Genomic DNA, 16479 nt, shown 5'->3' on the forward strand with positions numbered 1-16479 from the left:
AATCGCAGCTTTTTCATGTCGTGTATGGCTTCACATTGAGGGTGATAAGTTTTGGGGGGTAACAACAAGGCATGCGATTTGACAGGGCACTTACTCCGTTTATAGTGAGTAACCGCTTCTTTATGTTCCGATTTTAGCACTAAATCGATAAAATAAACCTTACTTTAAATTGTAAATAGGTACGTAATGCACAAACTGCTCGTAGCATCAATTAGTTTACTCATAGTAACGGGATGCAAAACAACTGCACCACTCAATGGTTATGCTCTGGATAAAGAGGGCCAGCGTATTCTGTTCGGAGAGGGTCAAGGCTTTCTTAATCAGCGAGTGATCAGTCGAGAACTACATAATGTTGATTTTGACTCTTTTGCTGTCATTGACAAGCATGGCTATGCCAAAGATAAGGCATTAGTCTATCACTATGGGCGTTCGATCCCGTTTGCCGACCCTGCTACATTCAGGAAACTGTCAGAGGATTATGCTATCGATAAAAAGCACGTTTTTCATCGTGCTAAAATCGTTAAGGGTGCGGATCCTGCCGATGCTTATGTGATCGATGATGAAGATGACTTACTAGATACCGATTATCTTGCAAGTGGTGGTCGTGTCTTTATTAACAACGTTGATGCTTTTGTGCCCTGCGATATTGACTCTTTCAAAGTACTGAGCAAAAACCGTTTTGCTAAAGACAAACACTGCGTTTACTTTATGGGTCAAAAGTTGCAGGATGCATCTCCAAACACCTTTAAGACGAAGAGTTCATATCACTCGTTAGATCATCGCAATGTCTATTACGAAGACAAAAAAATCGCTGGTGCTAATGTAAAAAAGTTCCGCGAAATTAATCTCGACTATGCAACAGACGGGCAGCATGTGTTTTATCAGGGGGGGCGGATCGACGCTTCACCAATTGGATTTAGAGGGCTCAGCGGTGGTTATGCCAAAAATAAAGAGAGTGTCTTTTACGAAGGCAGACCATTGCCTGGATCGGATCCAACGTCTTTTTCTCGTTCTTTTATGAGCAGCTTTGCACGTGATGATAACCAATGCTATTACAACGGGGAGCTCGCGGATTGTGAGACTAAAAAGCCTTTTGGCAATCGCGGATCAGCTCGCCGCTCTATGCTAGACGGCGTTGATTTCGAAAGTATGGCAACATCACGGCAAGGCCAGGATGAAGCCGTTTCTAAAATAGTTAGCAATATGCTGGAGATGGATCAGGCGGTAAAAGGCCGACTTGAGGAGCAGCTACCGGAATTAATTGAGACGTTAAAAGAGTCGCTTGATCATAGGTTTCTTACACCAGACAAAGTGGCTCAAATAGATTTGAGCCAGTTGCCTGTTGGCCATAGTTTTTACTTGTGGAAAGGCGCTGCAATTGCAAACTATGTTCAGTATGAATTGCGTACCGTTGAGAACGGCATTGCGACTTTTGTGTTGCACACCCCAAATACACGAGGCGCTATGTTTGAACAGCGTACGGTGAACGGGCAAGTATTACTGGATTCAGAGTCATTATTTAAGTCGGCCCTGAGCTATCGCTATAGTCCACACCAGTGCCTTTATACGCTGGGTACTTGTGCACATACGCGCCAGTCTTTAGCGCTTTCGGGAGACCCTGTCGTGTCATCTTATGAGACGCATTATGACAATGGCGTTTGGGTAAGAAAAGGAGCAGGCAATGTTGAAGAGCATTTTCTTTTCGATGAGTTTGGTTTGCCTGTTCTGAGTGCAACCAAACGGGATGGTAAGTTAACTGAACTGTGGTACCGCCGCGCTAACTGAGCGTAAGCTGCTTTGTGTGTTTACTCATGTCGGGTGAACACACATGACCCAGATAATTGATTATCCTAAGTTTCATCGCTACATTACTGAACACATATGTTTGTTCTGGTAGGGCCAAGGAGGCGTTAAATGGAAAAGACTTATCTGGTGCTGGCCTGGCTAGGGTTGGCGATTTTTTTGTATTCCATTGCTATTCGCCAGCTGAATCGGGCGGAATTTACCGGGCCGATGTGGTTTGTGCTGTTCGGCTGTGCGCTGGGGTGGTACTTTCAGGAGTCTCTGGCGCTGCGTCTTGAGAGTTTGCGTGAGTTTTTGCCGCTGGTGGAGCTGATCCTGGCCATTTTTCTTTTCTCTGATGCAGCAAAAACACGGCTCAGAGTCTTGTTGCACTCTTATCAACTTCCTCTGTTATTACTGCTGGCATTGCCTCTGACTATGGGCCTGGCCGCACTCGGGGCACATTGGATACTCTCACTGCCCTGGTTGCCGGGACTGATTTTGGCCATCATGTTGACACCGACTGATGCGGCGCTGTGTCAGAGCTTTATTCAGGATAAACAAGTACCAGCGAAACTCCGTGAGGCCATCAATGTCGAAAGTGGTCTGAATGATGGCTTGTGTGTACCTGTTTTTCTGTTTTTATTAAGTAGCAGCCTTCATACTCAGCAGCCTTCAGGAGACTCACTTTTGATGCTGTTTCTGCAGGAAGTTGGAATAGCACTTGCTGTTGCACTGGTGTTAACCATTGTCGCAATATGGCTGATAAAATTGACCTACCGTCATCACTTTTTTGCCGCTAAAAGCAGCCCGTTTTTATTTATCGGCATTGCTATTGCCATCTTTTCGCTTACTCAGTTATTGGGGGGAAGCGGCTTTATTGCGGTGTTTATCAGCGGCTTGTTGTTTGACTATGGATTTCGTGATGCCTTCAAAGACAAATTAATAGAGGAAAGTGAGCAAATAGCAGAGTTAGCCGCCTATGTCCTGTGGGTCATTTTTGGGATTAGCGCCAGTGTGTTGTTATTTACTGCTTTTGAATGGCAGGTATGGCTTTATGCCCTGCTGGCTGTCGTCGTGTTTCGTTTTATCCCTGTCATGCTGCTGTTAATGCCGACTCGTTTGGACTGGCGAGCACAGGTGACGCTGGCCTGGTTTGGGCCCAAGGGGCTTGCCTCTGTAGTGCTGAGTCTGATGCTGTTAGGATCCAGCCTGACGTATAGTTTACTATTGACGAAGATTACCGCTGCGACGGTATTGCTAAGTATTTTTATCTTTGGTGTAAGTGGCCATCTTGCAGGTTCTTTTTTGATGAAAAAACAATAGTGCATTTACACAAAGTGTCACCCAGCTGAAATAAAAAAGTCATCAAGTGTCCCTAAACTGTGCCGCGGCTCAGATGATTACGTTTTAGGAACACTACAATGAATAAAAAGCTATTAGCAGTGGCGGTATCTGCCGTCTTATTGACCGCATGTAACGATGACGACACCAGAACGGTTGAAGTCGTCAAGGAAGTCGAAGTTGCAAAAGAAGTCGAAGTTGAAAAAGAAGTAGTAAAAAAAGTTGAAGTCGTAAAAGAAGTGGAAGTCGTAAAAGAAGTAGTTAAAGAGGTAGAAGTGCCTCCGACTCCCGTGACTCAGGTTAAGAATGTGATCCTGATGATTGGCGACGGTATGGGTGCTCAGCAGGTTGGTTTACTGGAAGAGTATGCTCGCCGTGCACCTAACTCAACATATAATACTAAAAACAACCAAACAGCACTGTCTAAGCTCGCTGCTGGTGGTCATTTGGGTCTTTCTCTGAACGCACCTCACGGTGCAAATGGCAGCCTGGTTGTAGACTCAGCGTGTTCAGCAACTCAGCTGGCGACTGGTAAGGCATCGGGCTCAGAGATGATTGGCCTGGATGACCAGGGCTACATCATTGAAACGATTCTTGAAAAAGCGAAAAAAGCCGGCAAAGCGACAGGTCTGGTTTCTGATACTCGCCTAACGCATGCAACGCCAGCGGCCTTTGCAGCGCACCAACCACACCGTTCCTTAGAGCCTGAAATCGCCGTTGAAATGGTTGAAAGTGGCATGGTCGATGTCATGCTCTCTGGTGGTGCACGCGTTTTTATCCCATCTGATATTAAAGAAGATGCTGCTGACCAACAAGTACTTGCCGGTCTGGGTATGCCTGCCAGTGTCTATAAAAAATCTAAGCGCAGTGATGACCGTAATGTGGTTGTTGAAGCAAAAGAAAAGCATGGCTATGCATTGGCGTTTGATAAGGCGCAGTTAGCAAAAACGGATACTGACAAACTGCTTGGCTTGTTTGCCAACTCGGGTATGGCAGATGGTATTGCTTACAGAGACTGTAAAGCAGATGACAGCTGTACGCAGCCGTCTCTAAAAGAGATGACGGTTAAGGCACTGGATATCCTGTCTAAAGATGAAGACGGTTTCTTCCTGATGATTGAAGGTGGTCAGATTGACTGGGCAGGCCATGCGAATGATGCCGGCTGGATGTTGAACGAACTGCTGAAGTTTGATGAAGCTGTTGAAGCCGTTCATGAGTGGGCAAAAGAGCGCACAGATACGCTGGTTTTGGTTACCGCTGACCATGAAACCGGCAGCTTTGGTTTTAGTTACTCAAGCCACAACAAACCAGAAGGTGTATTGTTGCCAGGTGATGGTATGAAGGGTGCCGAGTATAAGCCTAAGTTTAACTTTGGTGGACTGGGCATTCTGGATACCTTATATGGACAAGAGGGCACCTTCTACGACGTGCTGGGCGAAGTGAATGGTGATTACAACTACACGGATGCGACAGATCAGCAATGGAAAGAGGCTATTGAGAAATACACGCCATACACAGTGACATTAGAAGAAGCTGCAAAAGTGAATGCCTCTGACGCTCTGAATAGCAGCAACTATCCACTGCCTAAATTTGAAGATTTCTCAGACTTCTATGTATATGACACAGAAGACTTTACTGCAAAAATCGGTCGTGTTGTGGCGAAGCAACAGAACGTAGTTTGGGGCACAGGTACGCACACTGCGGCACCAGTACCTGTCTATGCCTTTGGTCCGGCGGGCGTGACTGAGCAGTTCTCTACGCTGCAACACCATGTCGACATCGGTACTAAGATGATCAAAGCGCTGGGTTTACAAAACGCAGAGTAAGTACTGACTTTTAAGGATAATCCATAATAACAAACATGTAAGATCTGGAGATCTTGTTAGGCCACTGCATTGCAGTGGCCTTTTTTGTTTTAATTGTACATGCAGAAAATACGCTCAGATGCATGCTGGCGGACGGGGTAACCCGATTGTACGACTATTTTTAGAGGTTGGTGGCCATAAACACAATGCTCAAGATTCTCATGATGCAATTCAAACTAAGGCAATGTATGAAGCACTGTTATGATACTTGGGGTAGGTTAAATACACATGCGTGAACTTTGAATAGTCCTAGTGATAATCGAGTAACTGTTATCTGATTTTCGCACTTTTTAGCTTCTGTTGGTGTCTGGACAGCACTTCATGAGGAGGAAGAGCAGGTAACTCCCGCGGTCAGATATTGTACCGGGCCCCCGCAGTACTTTATTGATGAGATTATACGCAGAGGCTGTATTCCACTGGGCCCTGTGCAAAGAAAACACCTGCCGTTTGGTTGCACCATACCACCAGAGGGCTCGATACCAAGTTATCCTTACTGCTAAGAACAAGCTATAACGTCGATCACAGTAGCGCAATTTATTACAGCTACTGTGATTTCTCTAACAACAAAGCCTCCAAACCCGCCTGGCTCATCGGTTTGGCGTAAAAGTACCCCTGGCCATAGTCACAGCCTGCTTGCTTGAGCAGTTCATGCTGCGTGGCGGTTTCTATGCCTTCGGCAATCACCTTAAGGCCCAGTTGATGCGCCATCATGATCATGGTTTCACACAGTACCAGGTCGTCTTCATTATGCTCAATGCCGTCGACAAAGCGTTTATCTATCTTGATAAAGTCGGTGTCCATCTGTTTCAGATACGCCAGCGATGAATAGCCGGTGCCAAAGTCATCCAGTGCGACCGAAAAGCCTTGCTGGATAAGCTGACCAAGTCGTGCCTGACTGCGGCCTTCACCTTGCATCATTAAGCCTTCAGTGATTTCTATGACCACGTCCTCGGGTTGCAAATTGGCGTCGCTGAGCTGAGCCTGCCAGTTTAACAGGCTGGTGTGTTTGGCATTGAACTGCACCGGCGATACGTTCAGACTGATCTGGAACGCACCATGGCGTTGTTGCAGGCGGCTGAGTGTTTGCAGGGTTTGCTGGAAGGCAAACTCTCCCAGTTGATGGATCAGCTGAGTTTCTTCCGCCAGCGGAATAAAGTGGCCGGGGCTGATCATGCCTTTATCGGGATGCTGCCAGCGGATCAGGGCTTCGGCTTTATGGATCTGCTGATCTTGCATGGCCACAATGGGCTGGTAATACATCACGAACTGTTCGTCAGATAGCGCCTGGCGCATATCTCTGAGCATTAACAGGCGTTGCTCGCTCTGCTGACGTAAAGTCGAGTCGAAACACGCATATCCGTTACGGCCCTGATCTTTGGCCCGATACATGGCCTGATCGGCCGCTTTTAGCAATAACTCACTGCTGTCACCATCACGGGGGCTCAGTGCGATGCCAATGCTGGCACCAACTTGGCAGGACTCTCCATCCAAAATAAAGTCCTGTTTAAACAATTGCTGAACCCGCTCTGCCAGGACAACGGCTTTTGCCTCACTATTGCAGTGCTCACAAATGATGACAAATTCATCACCGCCGATCCGCGAAAGAGTGACGCCAGTCTGCTCAAGTGATTGCAATGCTCTGGCAACCAGAGTGAGGAGTTGATCGCCGTAGTAGTGCCCCAGGGTGTCGTTGATATCTTTAAAATGGTCAATGTCCATTAACAGTATGGCCAGTTGCTTACCAGGCTCTGCAAGCAGATTATTGAGATGCTTTTTAAGGCTGGTCCGGTTGGGCAGATCGGTCAAAGAGTCATAGTGGCTTTGTCGCCAAAGTTGCTCATCTTTGAGTTTATTATCGGTTATATCGGTGAAAATCGCGACTCGGCGATAAGCTTCCTGTTGCTCATCGTAGACCGTATCTATAGTCAGCCACTCAGTATACAGTTCCCCATTTTTTCTCTGGTTAATAATCTCGCCCTGCCAGCGGCCGGTATCACTCAGTGCGTGCCACATTTGGCGGTAAAACGCACGATCGTGTTTGCCTGAATTCAGGATAGCGGTGGTTTTGCCTATTGCCTCGTGTGCAGAGAAACCTGTTACCTCAGTAAAGGCGCGATTCACATCAAGGATATAACCGTGGGCATCTGTGATCACCATGCCTTCACTTGAGTTGTTGTAAACCAGCGCAGCCAGATTCAATGCTTCTTCCTGTTGCTTGCGATGACTGATATCTCGGATAACAATGACGGCTTCTTCAGCGTGACTCATGCCCTGAACTCTGACCTCGTAGCCCTGCTGGTTTTCACCTAATGTGTATTCCAGTAGCAGGTGAGGCTGCTCTTTGAGTAGGGTCAGCGCAACACGGATCCGTTTATGAATATGATGGGGAAATAGCTCACTCAGTGTATTGCCTTGCTGTACCAGTACACCATGCTTGGCAAGTACCTGGCCCTGAGCATCAACGCGTAAGTAACTATCGGGTAGTGCCGACAGCAAGGTTTGTAGTTCGGTATGTTTATGCGTTAATTGTTGCTCGGTTTGCAGGCGCACGTTGGCCATGTTTTCAAAATGCTCGCCCAGTAAGGCCAATTCCTGAGGCATAGTATGGCTGGTGAGATCCAGCGTGCGCCCCTGCGCGAGCGCGGCAATGGCCTGTCGGAACTGTGTCAGTGGTTGTAACAGGGTTTTGTGCAGGCGGTAACGGGCCAGCCAGATAAGCAGGCACAACAAGATAAAAAAGCTACTTAAAACCAAGGCGAAGTGACGCTGTGTCTGTTGCCAGGCATCTTCAAAGGGGAAGGCGAAATAAATAGCCAGTTCACCTCGTGCTGCAAGCAAAGGCAGACGAATGTAGACGTGGTGATGACCGTTAGCATCGTTGAGCAGCACCGCCTGTTCATTCAGGCCTTCAGGCCAGTCTTCGCTAACGGCTCTGCCTAAAGGCGCGTTGCTGTAGGGATATTCTGCGACAATCGCTCGGGTATGATCGGCTACCATCACGCGTGTACCCTGCGGCAGCGTGAGCCTGGATAGCGAACGGCTCCAGTGTGACAGACGTTTAACGGCAATGATCACCATGGCGAGCTGTCCGTCCTGATAGACGGGGTGAGCAAAATTGAGTGTTGCACTGTTAATACTTCTGTCATGCTGGTATTCACCAATGCTGAATGTACCTTCATCGATCGCTTGCTGAAAGTAGGGGCGATCGGCAATCGAAATCGGACCTGATATTCGAGATAGCGAGCAGGTGACATTACCATCCGGCGTAGCCAGGCCAAAATTAGCAAAGCTGGGTGACAAATGCTGTGCACTCGATAGCAGCTGCGGACATACCCCAGGCTGGTGTTGCAACTCTCTTGGCTGATAGGCTAATTGCTGCAGCAATCGTTGTGTTGAGGCAATTTCAGCATGTTGCAGTGTGGCAACTTGGTTGGCATACATTAACGCTTGTTGTTCCTGCATCTGTAGCATATTGCTTCGCTGTGCAAATAGCAGAGCCAGGATCAATAAAAATCCAGGCAGACTGAGCACTAGCATCAATCGGTAAAATCGCTGTTTTATTGATATTTCTTTAATAATACAAACTCGCCTGGTTATGAGGTGGCGGCATGATACAAGCGCAGCGCGCTTTAACCAACCCGTTTAACCTAAATACTAGTCTAGAGTTATTAAATTTTCGGCCTTTTGGTAACACCATCAGGCGTAAAAATCTCATGAATGAAATATTCTATAGTAGTCAAATAAGGTACATTTTTCGGTCAAAAGATCTCGAATTATTCGTCTGCCCACATTTTCCCACCGATTTCATGGAGTTCCGTAAAACCCGCGATTTTTCTGGCCTGTAGGCCAGTCAAGCTGAGTGATCCAACTTGACAAAAAGGCTTGTCAAGCCCTAGACTGTCATCCTGTGGGAAAATGTGGGTTAGAGTGGATCAAATTGGATCAAAGATTCGTTTATCATAGCAGGCCAAGCGGGTAAGTATGTTCCGCGGCGCAAGCTCATTGAGCCTCGATGACAAAGGGCGCTTTTCGATACCAACTCGGTATCGCCAGCCACTGCTGTCTGAAGAACAGGGCGCTGTGATTTGCACTATTGCGATCAACGAACCATGCCTGTGGCTGTATCCACTTTCTGAGTGGCGCGAAATTGAATCCAGATTACAACGACTATCCAACACCAACCCCAGAGTCAGACGCTGGCAGCGCATGCTTTTAGGGCATGCGGAAGAATACCAGCTGGACAAAAATGGTCGCATTTTACTGGCGCCCACGCTACGCGCTCATGCCGGCCTTGGCAAAAAGCTAATGCTGGTCGGACTGCTCAATAAGTTTGAGATTTGGGATGAAGCGCGCTGGTATGAACAAATGCAGGCCGATACTGAGATTGAGCGCAGTGGTGACGTGGAAGCGTGTCCTGAGCTTGACGACTTTTCTTTATAACTGGGGTGAAAACCAAATTTTATGGCGACAGAATGGCAACATATTTCAGTGCTGATGGCTGAAACGCTGGATGCATTGAATATCCAACCCGATGGCACTTATATCGATGGCACATTCGGCCGCGGTGGTCACTCGGGTGAAATACTTAAGCGGCTGAACGAGCAAGGCAAATTGCAGGCCATCGATCAGGACCCGCAAGCGATTGCCGCAGCGCAGAAGTTTGCTGATGATCCGCGTTTTAGTATTGCCCACAATCGCTTCTCTCACATTGAGAGCGTTGCCCGTGATGCCGGTCTGCTGGGGCAGGTTGATGGCATTTTGCTGGATATTGGTGTTTCTTCACCGCAGCTTGATGATGCCGAGCGTGGCTTTAGCTTTATGAAAGATGGTCCGCTGGATATGCGCATGAACCCCACAGCGGGGCGCAGTGCCGCACAGTGGTTAGCGGAAGCCGAGCTGGAAGACATGGTGTTTGTGATCAAAAAATATGGCGAGGAAAAATTTGCCCGCCGTATTGCGACCAAAATCATAGAAACCCGAGCGCACACAGAGATCACGTCAACCAAGCAACTGGCGGAGCTGATTGATGAAGCTGTGCCGGTAAAAGACAAGCATAAGCACCCTGCTACCCGCACCTTTCAGGCAATTCGTATTTATATCAACAGTGAGCTGGAAGAGATCCAGACAGCATTGCAGGCTGCGTTGACGGTATTAAAACCGGGTGGGCGCCTGGTCGTGATCTCGTTTCATTCGCTGGAAGATCGCATCGTTAAGCAATTTATTAAAAAACAAAGTAAAGGCGAGGCTGTGCCACGCGGTTTACCCCTCACTGATGCACAGCTTAAACAGAATCTGACGTTAAAGGCTGTAGGCAAGGCCATCAAGCCGAGTCAGGCAGAAATTGATGCGAATCCACGAGCGCGCAGCTCGGTGCTGAGAATTGCTGAGAAACTGTAATGAAAAAGCATCAACGTCAGCCCAAATTATTTTTAGAAATGTGCCAGTTGTTACTGGCCAACAAGCTGACGTTTTTGTTGCTGGCATTGACCTTAGGATCGGCACTTGCGGTGGTGCAGGTGACCCACCTAACCCGCCAGCAATTGATTGAGCAGGATAAATTATTACAAAAACGAGATGAGCTGGATCTGGAATGGCGCTACTTGTTAGTTGAAGAGGAGTTTTACTCGCAACATGCACGTATTGAAGAAGTGGCCAGAACCCAGTTGCAGATGAAGCGACCAACCAGTAAAGAAGAGCAGGTGATCGTACTACCATGAGCCCGGCGAAAAAGACCACAGTCAATTTAATCAGCTGGCGTTTTGCGTTGGTTAGCGTGATGCTGGTGCTGGTGTTTGCCGCCTTGATCGCGCGTGCTGCTTATTTGCAGGTGATTGAGCCCGATAAAGCGCGTTCTGAAAATGCTAAACGCACCGTACGGGTTGAGACTGTGCGGGTACAACGCGGGATGATCTTCGATCGCAATGGCAAGGAACTGGCGGTCAGTGTGCCAGTGGTCAGTGTTTATGCTGATCCCAAGGCGCTGGATAAGGCATTATCGAAAAAGGTGCTTAGAAAAGCCCGTCGTAATGGTGAAGATACTCAGGCATTAGCCGACAACGCAGCAGAGCTGAGTGCCCGTAAACACGCTTTTTATCGGGACGAAGTGCGTTGGCGGGAACTGGCAGATGTACTGCAAATCAAACAAGAAAAGATAGATAAACGCCTGCGCGACAATCCTAAGCGTCGCTTTGTGTATTTAAAGCGTCAGGTCACGCCTGCGGTGGCCAACTATATTCGTCAGATGCGCTTGCCCGGGATCCACTTACTCGACGAGTCGAAACGTTATTACCCCAATGGGGAAGTCACGGCCCATGTATTGGGTGTCACCAATATTGATGGTATTGGCATCGAAGGCATTGAAAAGCTCTATGATAAGGCGATGACGGGTACTGAAGGCCGTCGCACCATACGTAAGGATGCGCAGGGCCGGGAGGTTCAGGTTTTGGCTGAAGAAGAACGCGTAGAGCCGGAAGATGTGCACCTGAGTATTGATTTACGTATCCAGGCAATTGCTTATCAGGCACTTAAATCAGCTGTACTGACTTATCAGGCAACCTCTGGCTCGGCCATGGTGGTGGATGTTCACACCGGCGAAATTCTGGCCATGGTTAATAGTCCAAGCTTTAATCCCAATGATATGAGTGATGCGGCGCCATATAAACGCCGTAACCGCGCCATAACCGATCTGTTTGAGCCGGGCTCCACGCTCAAGCCGTTGGCTGTGCTGGCCGGGTTAGATCATGGCGTGATCCAGGCTGACGATACCATAGATACCTATCCTGGCTGGATGCGCCTTAATGGCGGCCTGGTCAAAGATGAGCGTAATCACGGTGAAATGACACTGCGTGAAATCCTTAAGATCTCCAGTAACATGGGGGTGGCTAAAATCAGCCAGATGCTGCCCAAAGAATATTTTGTTGGCCTGTATCAGCAGGTTGGGTTTGGCGAAGACACCGGCACTATGATGATTGGCGAAAGTTCGGGCCTGTTTTACCCTAATCGTCGCTGGTCTGACTTTGAAATTGCTACCTTGTCATATGGTTACGCGGTTTCAGTCAGTACTGCACAGGTAGCCAGACTTTACGCCACGTTTGGTGCCGGCGGGATTTCCCGACCACTGACCATAATGAAGCAGGATGGACCTGTGCCGGGGGAACGTCTGTTTCGTGAAGAAGATGCACTGGCTGTGGTTGAGATGATGGAGTCGGTGTTTGAAAAAGGCGGGACGGCCGCGAATGTCATAGTCGATGGATATCGAGCTGCCGCTAAAACCGGTACTTCGGAAAAGGCCATTGCCGGCGGGTATGGCGACGAATATGTCGGTTATTTTGCCGGTGTTGCGCCTGTCAGTAATCCCCGTCTTGCGGTGGTTGTGATGATCAATGAACCCGGCGGTGATGTGTATTATGGAGGTCATACGGCGGGGCCGGTATTTGCCGAAATCGTTTCCAATGCATTGAGAATTTTAAATGTGGCACCGGACAAAGACCGTGTCGCTTATTTGTCGAGGCCTGATAATGATACATGACTTGAGCCTTGCACTGGCTAATATTGGGGTGTCATCCCCAGCTATATCAGTTAACAATTTACGCCTGGACAGCCGAGATGTGTGTCCGGGCGATTGCTTTATTGCACTTAGGGGTCATCAGCAAGATGGTGGTCGATATGTCGGTGCGGCGCTAAAGCGTGGCGCAGCTGTGGTATTGGCCGATACAACCTGTGCCCTCGATGCAGAAGATGAACGAGTATTACGGATCAATGCACTGGCAGACAAAGTAGCTCTGCTAGCGGCGACATTTTATGGTGAGCCCAGTCGTACCCTGAAACTCGTTGGTGTTACTGGGACCAATGGTAAATCAACCACGACAGCAATGATTGCACACCTGGCTAGTGCGTGCGGCTTACCCGGTGCGGTGATTGGCACGCTGGGTTATGGTGCTCCAGATGCGCTGACACCATTGAACAATACCACGCCGTCTCATGTTGATTTGCAACGTATTTTAAACGAGCTGCGTCACAGCTACCAACTGGCTGCCATGGAAGTATCGTCTCATGGGTTGGTACAAGGGCGCGTTGCACAGTGTCAGTTTGATGTGGCGGTATTTACCAATCTGAGCCGCGACCATCTTGATTATCATGGCACAATGGAAAGCTATGCCGAGGCTAAGCTACAGCTATTTACTGACTGCCGGCCAGACTACGGGGTAGTCAATATTGACGATCCCTGGGCACAGGGTTGGCTAGGCGCAGGTAAAATTGCTCACCCAATTGGCTTTGGTCGCAAGCCTGCAGATGTCACGCTGGGCGAGACTGTGCAGCAGTTTGTTTATTTTAGTGACGCACGCTTTGACAGTCAGGGCATACATGTCAGATTGTACACCAGCTGGGGCGATGCGGAGGTTAGCACGCCTTTGTTCGGCGAGTTTAACCTGTACAACCTGTGTGCAGCATTTGCTGTATTGTTGGTTCAGGGGATACCACTGACTCAGCTGGTTAACGGGGCTGCGCAATTACAACCTGTCACCGGCCGGATGCAGGCAATTGAAGTGGCCGGGCAGCCAACTTGTGTGGTCGACTATGCCCATACACCCGATGCGCTGGCGCTGGCGCTTCAGGCGTTGCAGCAGCATGTACCAGGCAAAGTGACCTGTGTATTTGGTTGTGGTGGTGAGCGCGACAAAGGCAAGCGCGCGTTAATGGCACAGGCGGCTGAACAATACGCAGATTCTGTGGTGATCACCAGTGACAACCCGCGTGGTGAGGATCCGTTAGCAATAATTGAAGACATTAAGGCTGGGCTCAGTAAGCCCGAGTATGCTCTTTGTCAGCCTGATAGGGCGAGTGCCATACGTGACGCAATTCGGAGCGCCGATCAACACAGTGTGATCCTGATCGCCGGTAAAGGGCATGAGGACTATCAGATTATAGGTAACCAACGTCTGGCTTTTAGTGATATTGGCTGGGCTCAGAAAATATTATCAGGGGAAAGTGCATGATCAAGATGGATCTCTCTTGGCTTGCGGATGTACTGAAGGCCCCTTTTGACGGGCAAAACCGCAGTGTTTTAAATATAAATACAGATACACGCACAATTAGCGAAAACGAAGTGTTTCTGGCATTAAAAGGGCCGAATTTTGACGGCCACAAATTTGTTGCCCAGGCGCAGCAAAAAGGCGCGATTGCCGCCATTGTTGATCATCCGGTAGACGTTGATATTGTGCAGTTTGTGGTGAAAGATACACGACTGGCGCTGGGCCAGCTCGGTCAGGCTGTGATTCAGCAGGTAGCGCCAAAAACACTGGCCATTACAGGGAGTGTCGGCAAAACCACAGTGAAAGAGATGTCTGCGGTCATTTTGTCTCGGTTGGGCAAAGTATTAGCCACCGCTGGCAACTTCAATAACGACATTGGTGTACCACTGACGTTATTGCGCCTCAGTGAAGACGACGAGTTTGCTGTGATAGAACTGGGTGCAAATCATATTGGTGAAATTGCTTATACCAGTGCATTGGTAAATCCAGATGTTGCGGTTGTTTGCAATGTGGCACCGGCACACATTGAGGGCTTTGGCTCGATTGAAGGGGTTGGGCAGGCCAAAGGGGAAATATTCTCCGGTCTGAAAGAAAACGGCGTAGCTGTGCTGAACTGTGACTGTCGCTTTGCACCGATGTGGGAGCAAAGTCTGACAACACAACGTACCAGCCGATTCTCCATGACACAACAACTTGATCTTTGGGTAGAAGATATCACTCTGGATACACTGGGCCGTGCTACTTTTACACTGTGTCAGGGGACACAACGCGTCACCATCACACTACCTTTACCCGGTGAGCACAACGTTATGAATGCCCTGATAGCAGCCTCTTGCACTGTGCAACTGGGCGCGACATTGGAAGATGTCAAACTGGCGCTGGAAAACATGGCAGAGGTAAAAGGTCGCGTCAATCTGATCGAGGTATCAGACACGCTGCGGATCATTGATGATAGCTACAACGCGAATGTTCGTTCAGTCAAAGCCGCCATTGATTTGTTAGCCAGCATGCCGGGTTATCGTGTATTCGCGTTAGGTGATATGGGCGAGCTGGGAGAAGAGGCGCGTCGATACCATGAAGAAGTGGGTGAATATGCCAAAGAAAAAGGCATTGATGCACTGTTTTCATTAGGTGTGTTGAGTCGTTATGCCAGCGATGTACTTGAAACTGCCAATCGGCATTTCTCACAAAGAGAGCATATGCTGCAGGCAATTGTACAATTACTGGCACAACGCGATGAGGTTTGTACCGTGGTCGTAAAAGGATCACGCAGTGCACGTATGGAGTTACTGGTTGCAGATCTGGTGGCAGTCGGGCAAGCATCCAATAATCGCTCTGACAGTGAAGAGGAACGCCCATGTTAGCCTGGTTAGCGGAATATCTGACGCAATATTACAGTGGCTTTAACGTTTTCTCCTATCTGACGCTGCGTGCGATCCTGGGGATCCTGACCGCGTTAATGATTTCTTTGTATTTCGGGCCAAAGCTTATCCGCGCGTTACAGCGGATGCAGATTGGCCAGACAGTTCGGGATGATGGTCCTGAGTCACACTTATCTAAGTCAGGCACCCCAACCATGGGTGGGTTGTTGATCTTGGGGGCTATTTTTGCCAGCACCTTACTATGGGGTGATCTTGGTAATAAGTATGTCTGGATCACTTTGTTTGTGATTGGATCGCTGGGCGTTGTCGGATTTGTCGATGACTACCGTAAAGTGATACGCAAAGACAGCAAAGGCTTGATAGCCAGATGGAAATATTTCTGGCAGTCAGTAATTGCCATTTCGGTCGCAGCCTTTATTTACTTCACTTCCTCAGATCCGTCGGAAACTGTGCTCGTCGTGCCATTTTTCAAAGACGTATTGCCTCAACTGGGTTTGTTTTATCTGGTGATGAGCTATTTTGTGCTGGTAGGCACGTCAAATGCCGTAAACCTGACCGATGGACTCGATGGTTTGGCCATAGTGCCGACCATTTTAGTGGCGTCGGCACTGGCTATTATCGCTTATGTAACCGGAAATGCTGTATTTGCAAATTACCTCCATATTCCTCATATAGCCTCTGCCAGTGAGCTGGTAGTAGTCTGCACGGCAATTGTTGGCGCCGGGCTTGGCTTTTTGTGGTTTAACACTTATCCGGCGCAAGTCTTTATGGGCGATGTTGGTTCACTTGCACTCGGCGGGGCGCTTGGGATCATCGCTATTTTAGTGCGCCAGGAGCTGGTGTTGCTGATTATGGGCGGGGTATTTGTTATGGAGGCACTTTCTGTGATTCTACAGGTGGGGTCTTATAAATTGCGTGGTCAGCGGATTTTCCGCATGGCGCCGATCCATCATCATTATGAATTAAAGGGTTGGCCGGAGCCCAGGGTAATTGTGCGATTTTGGATTATTTCGATCATATTAGTGCTGGCGGGGCTGGCAACTTTAAAGATCCGCTAAAGCAGTACACTAAGGT

General features: G+C 48.6%; 11 protein-coding genes. 10 read left to right on the forward strand and 1 reads right to left on the reverse strand.

Annotation, left to right across the window (positions count from 1 at the left end; genetic code table 11):
* Positions 1-186: 186 nt before the first annotated feature.
* From CWB98_RS13115 to CWB98_RS13125, 3 genes are all read left to right on the forward strand, one after another.
* The gene (locus CWB98_RS13115) at positions 187-1785 is read left to right on the forward strand and encodes a DKNYY domain-containing protein (RefSeq protein ID WP_138545284.1); all 1599 of its coding nucleotides are present in this window, start codon (positions 187-189) and stop codon (positions 1783-1785) included.
* A gap of 129 nt (positions 1786-1914) precedes the next feature.
* Positions 1915-3108 (forward strand): cation:proton antiporter, encoded by a 1194-nt coding sequence (locus CWB98_RS13120; protein ID WP_138545285.1) that lies wholly within the window; start codon positions 1915-1917, stop codon positions 3106-3108.
* 98 nt (positions 3109-3206) lie between these two features.
* The gene (locus CWB98_RS13125; protein ID WP_138545286.1) at positions 3207-4952 is read left to right on the forward strand and encodes an alkaline phosphatase; all 1746 of its coding nucleotides are present in this window, start codon (positions 3207-3209) and stop codon (positions 4950-4952) included.
* A 582-nt stretch (positions 4953-5534) separates the two neighbouring features.
* Here the strand turns inward: CWB98_RS13125 and CWB98_RS13130 are convergent.
* A complete protein-coding gene (locus CWB98_RS13130) occupies positions 5535-8528 on the reverse strand; it encodes an EAL domain-containing protein (protein WP_138545287.1) in 2994 nt (997 codons plus the stop codon).
* 444 nt (positions 8529-8972) lie between these two features.
* Between CWB98_RS13130 and mraZ the strand changes: the two genes are divergently transcribed.
* From mraZ to mraY, 7 genes are read left to right on the forward strand one after another with little or no spacing between them, the layout of a single operon-like run.
* Complete coding sequence (gene mraZ, locus CWB98_RS13135) at positions 8973-9431, forward strand: division/cell wall cluster transcriptional repressor MraZ (RefSeq protein ID WP_046004813.1); 459 nt, start codon at positions 8973-8975, stop codon at positions 9429-9431.
* Between the two features lie 21 nt (positions 9432-9452).
* Positions 9453-10388 carry a 16S rRNA (cytosine(1402)-N(4))-methyltransferase RsmH gene (gene rsmH / locus CWB98_RS13140; protein WP_138545288.1) on the forward strand — a complete coding sequence of 312 codons (936 nt, stop codon included), beginning with the start codon at positions 9453-9455 and terminating at the stop codon, positions 10386-10388.
* Positions 10388-10708, forward strand: a complete 321-nt coding sequence (gene ftsL / locus CWB98_RS13145) for a cell division protein FtsL (RefSeq protein ID WP_054014818.1) — start codon at positions 10388-10390, stop codon at positions 10706-10708. The genes rsmH and ftsL overlap by 1 nt, the downstream gene beginning before the upstream one ends.
* On the forward strand, positions 10705-12519 hold the full coding sequence (locus CWB98_RS13150) for a penicillin-binding transpeptidase domain-containing protein (RefSeq protein WP_138545289.1): 1815 nt from the start codon (positions 10705-10707) through the stop codon (positions 12517-12519). Before ftsL ends, CWB98_RS13150 begins: the two co-directional genes overlap by 4 nt.
* Complete coding sequence (locus CWB98_RS13155; RefSeq protein ID WP_432765889.1) at positions 12512-13987, forward strand: UDP-N-acetylmuramoyl-L-alanyl-D-glutamate--2,6-diaminopimelate ligase; 1476 nt, start codon at positions 12512-12514, stop codon at positions 13985-13987. The genes CWB98_RS13150 and CWB98_RS13155 overlap by 8 nt, the downstream gene beginning before the upstream one ends.
* Positions 13984-15387 carry a UDP-N-acetylmuramoyl-tripeptide--D-alanyl-D-alanine ligase gene (locus CWB98_RS13160; protein WP_138545291.1) on the forward strand — a complete coding sequence of 468 codons (1404 nt, stop codon included), beginning with the start codon at positions 13984-13986 and terminating at the stop codon, positions 15385-15387. The genes CWB98_RS13155 and CWB98_RS13160 overlap by 4 nt, the downstream gene beginning before the upstream one ends.
* On the forward strand, positions 15381-16463 hold the full coding sequence (gene mraY / locus CWB98_RS13165; protein ID WP_054014815.1) for a phospho-N-acetylmuramoyl-pentapeptide-transferase: 1083 nt from the start codon (positions 15381-15383) through the stop codon (positions 16461-16463). The genes CWB98_RS13160 and mraY overlap by 7 nt, the downstream gene beginning before the upstream one ends.
* Positions 16464-16479: the final 16 nt, after the last annotated feature.

The sequence above is a fragment of the Pseudoalteromonas rubra genome (genome assembly GCF_005887115.1).
GTDB classification, from domain to species: domain Bacteria; phylum Pseudomonadota; class Gammaproteobacteria; order Enterobacterales; family Alteromonadaceae; genus Pseudoalteromonas; species Pseudoalteromonas rubra_F.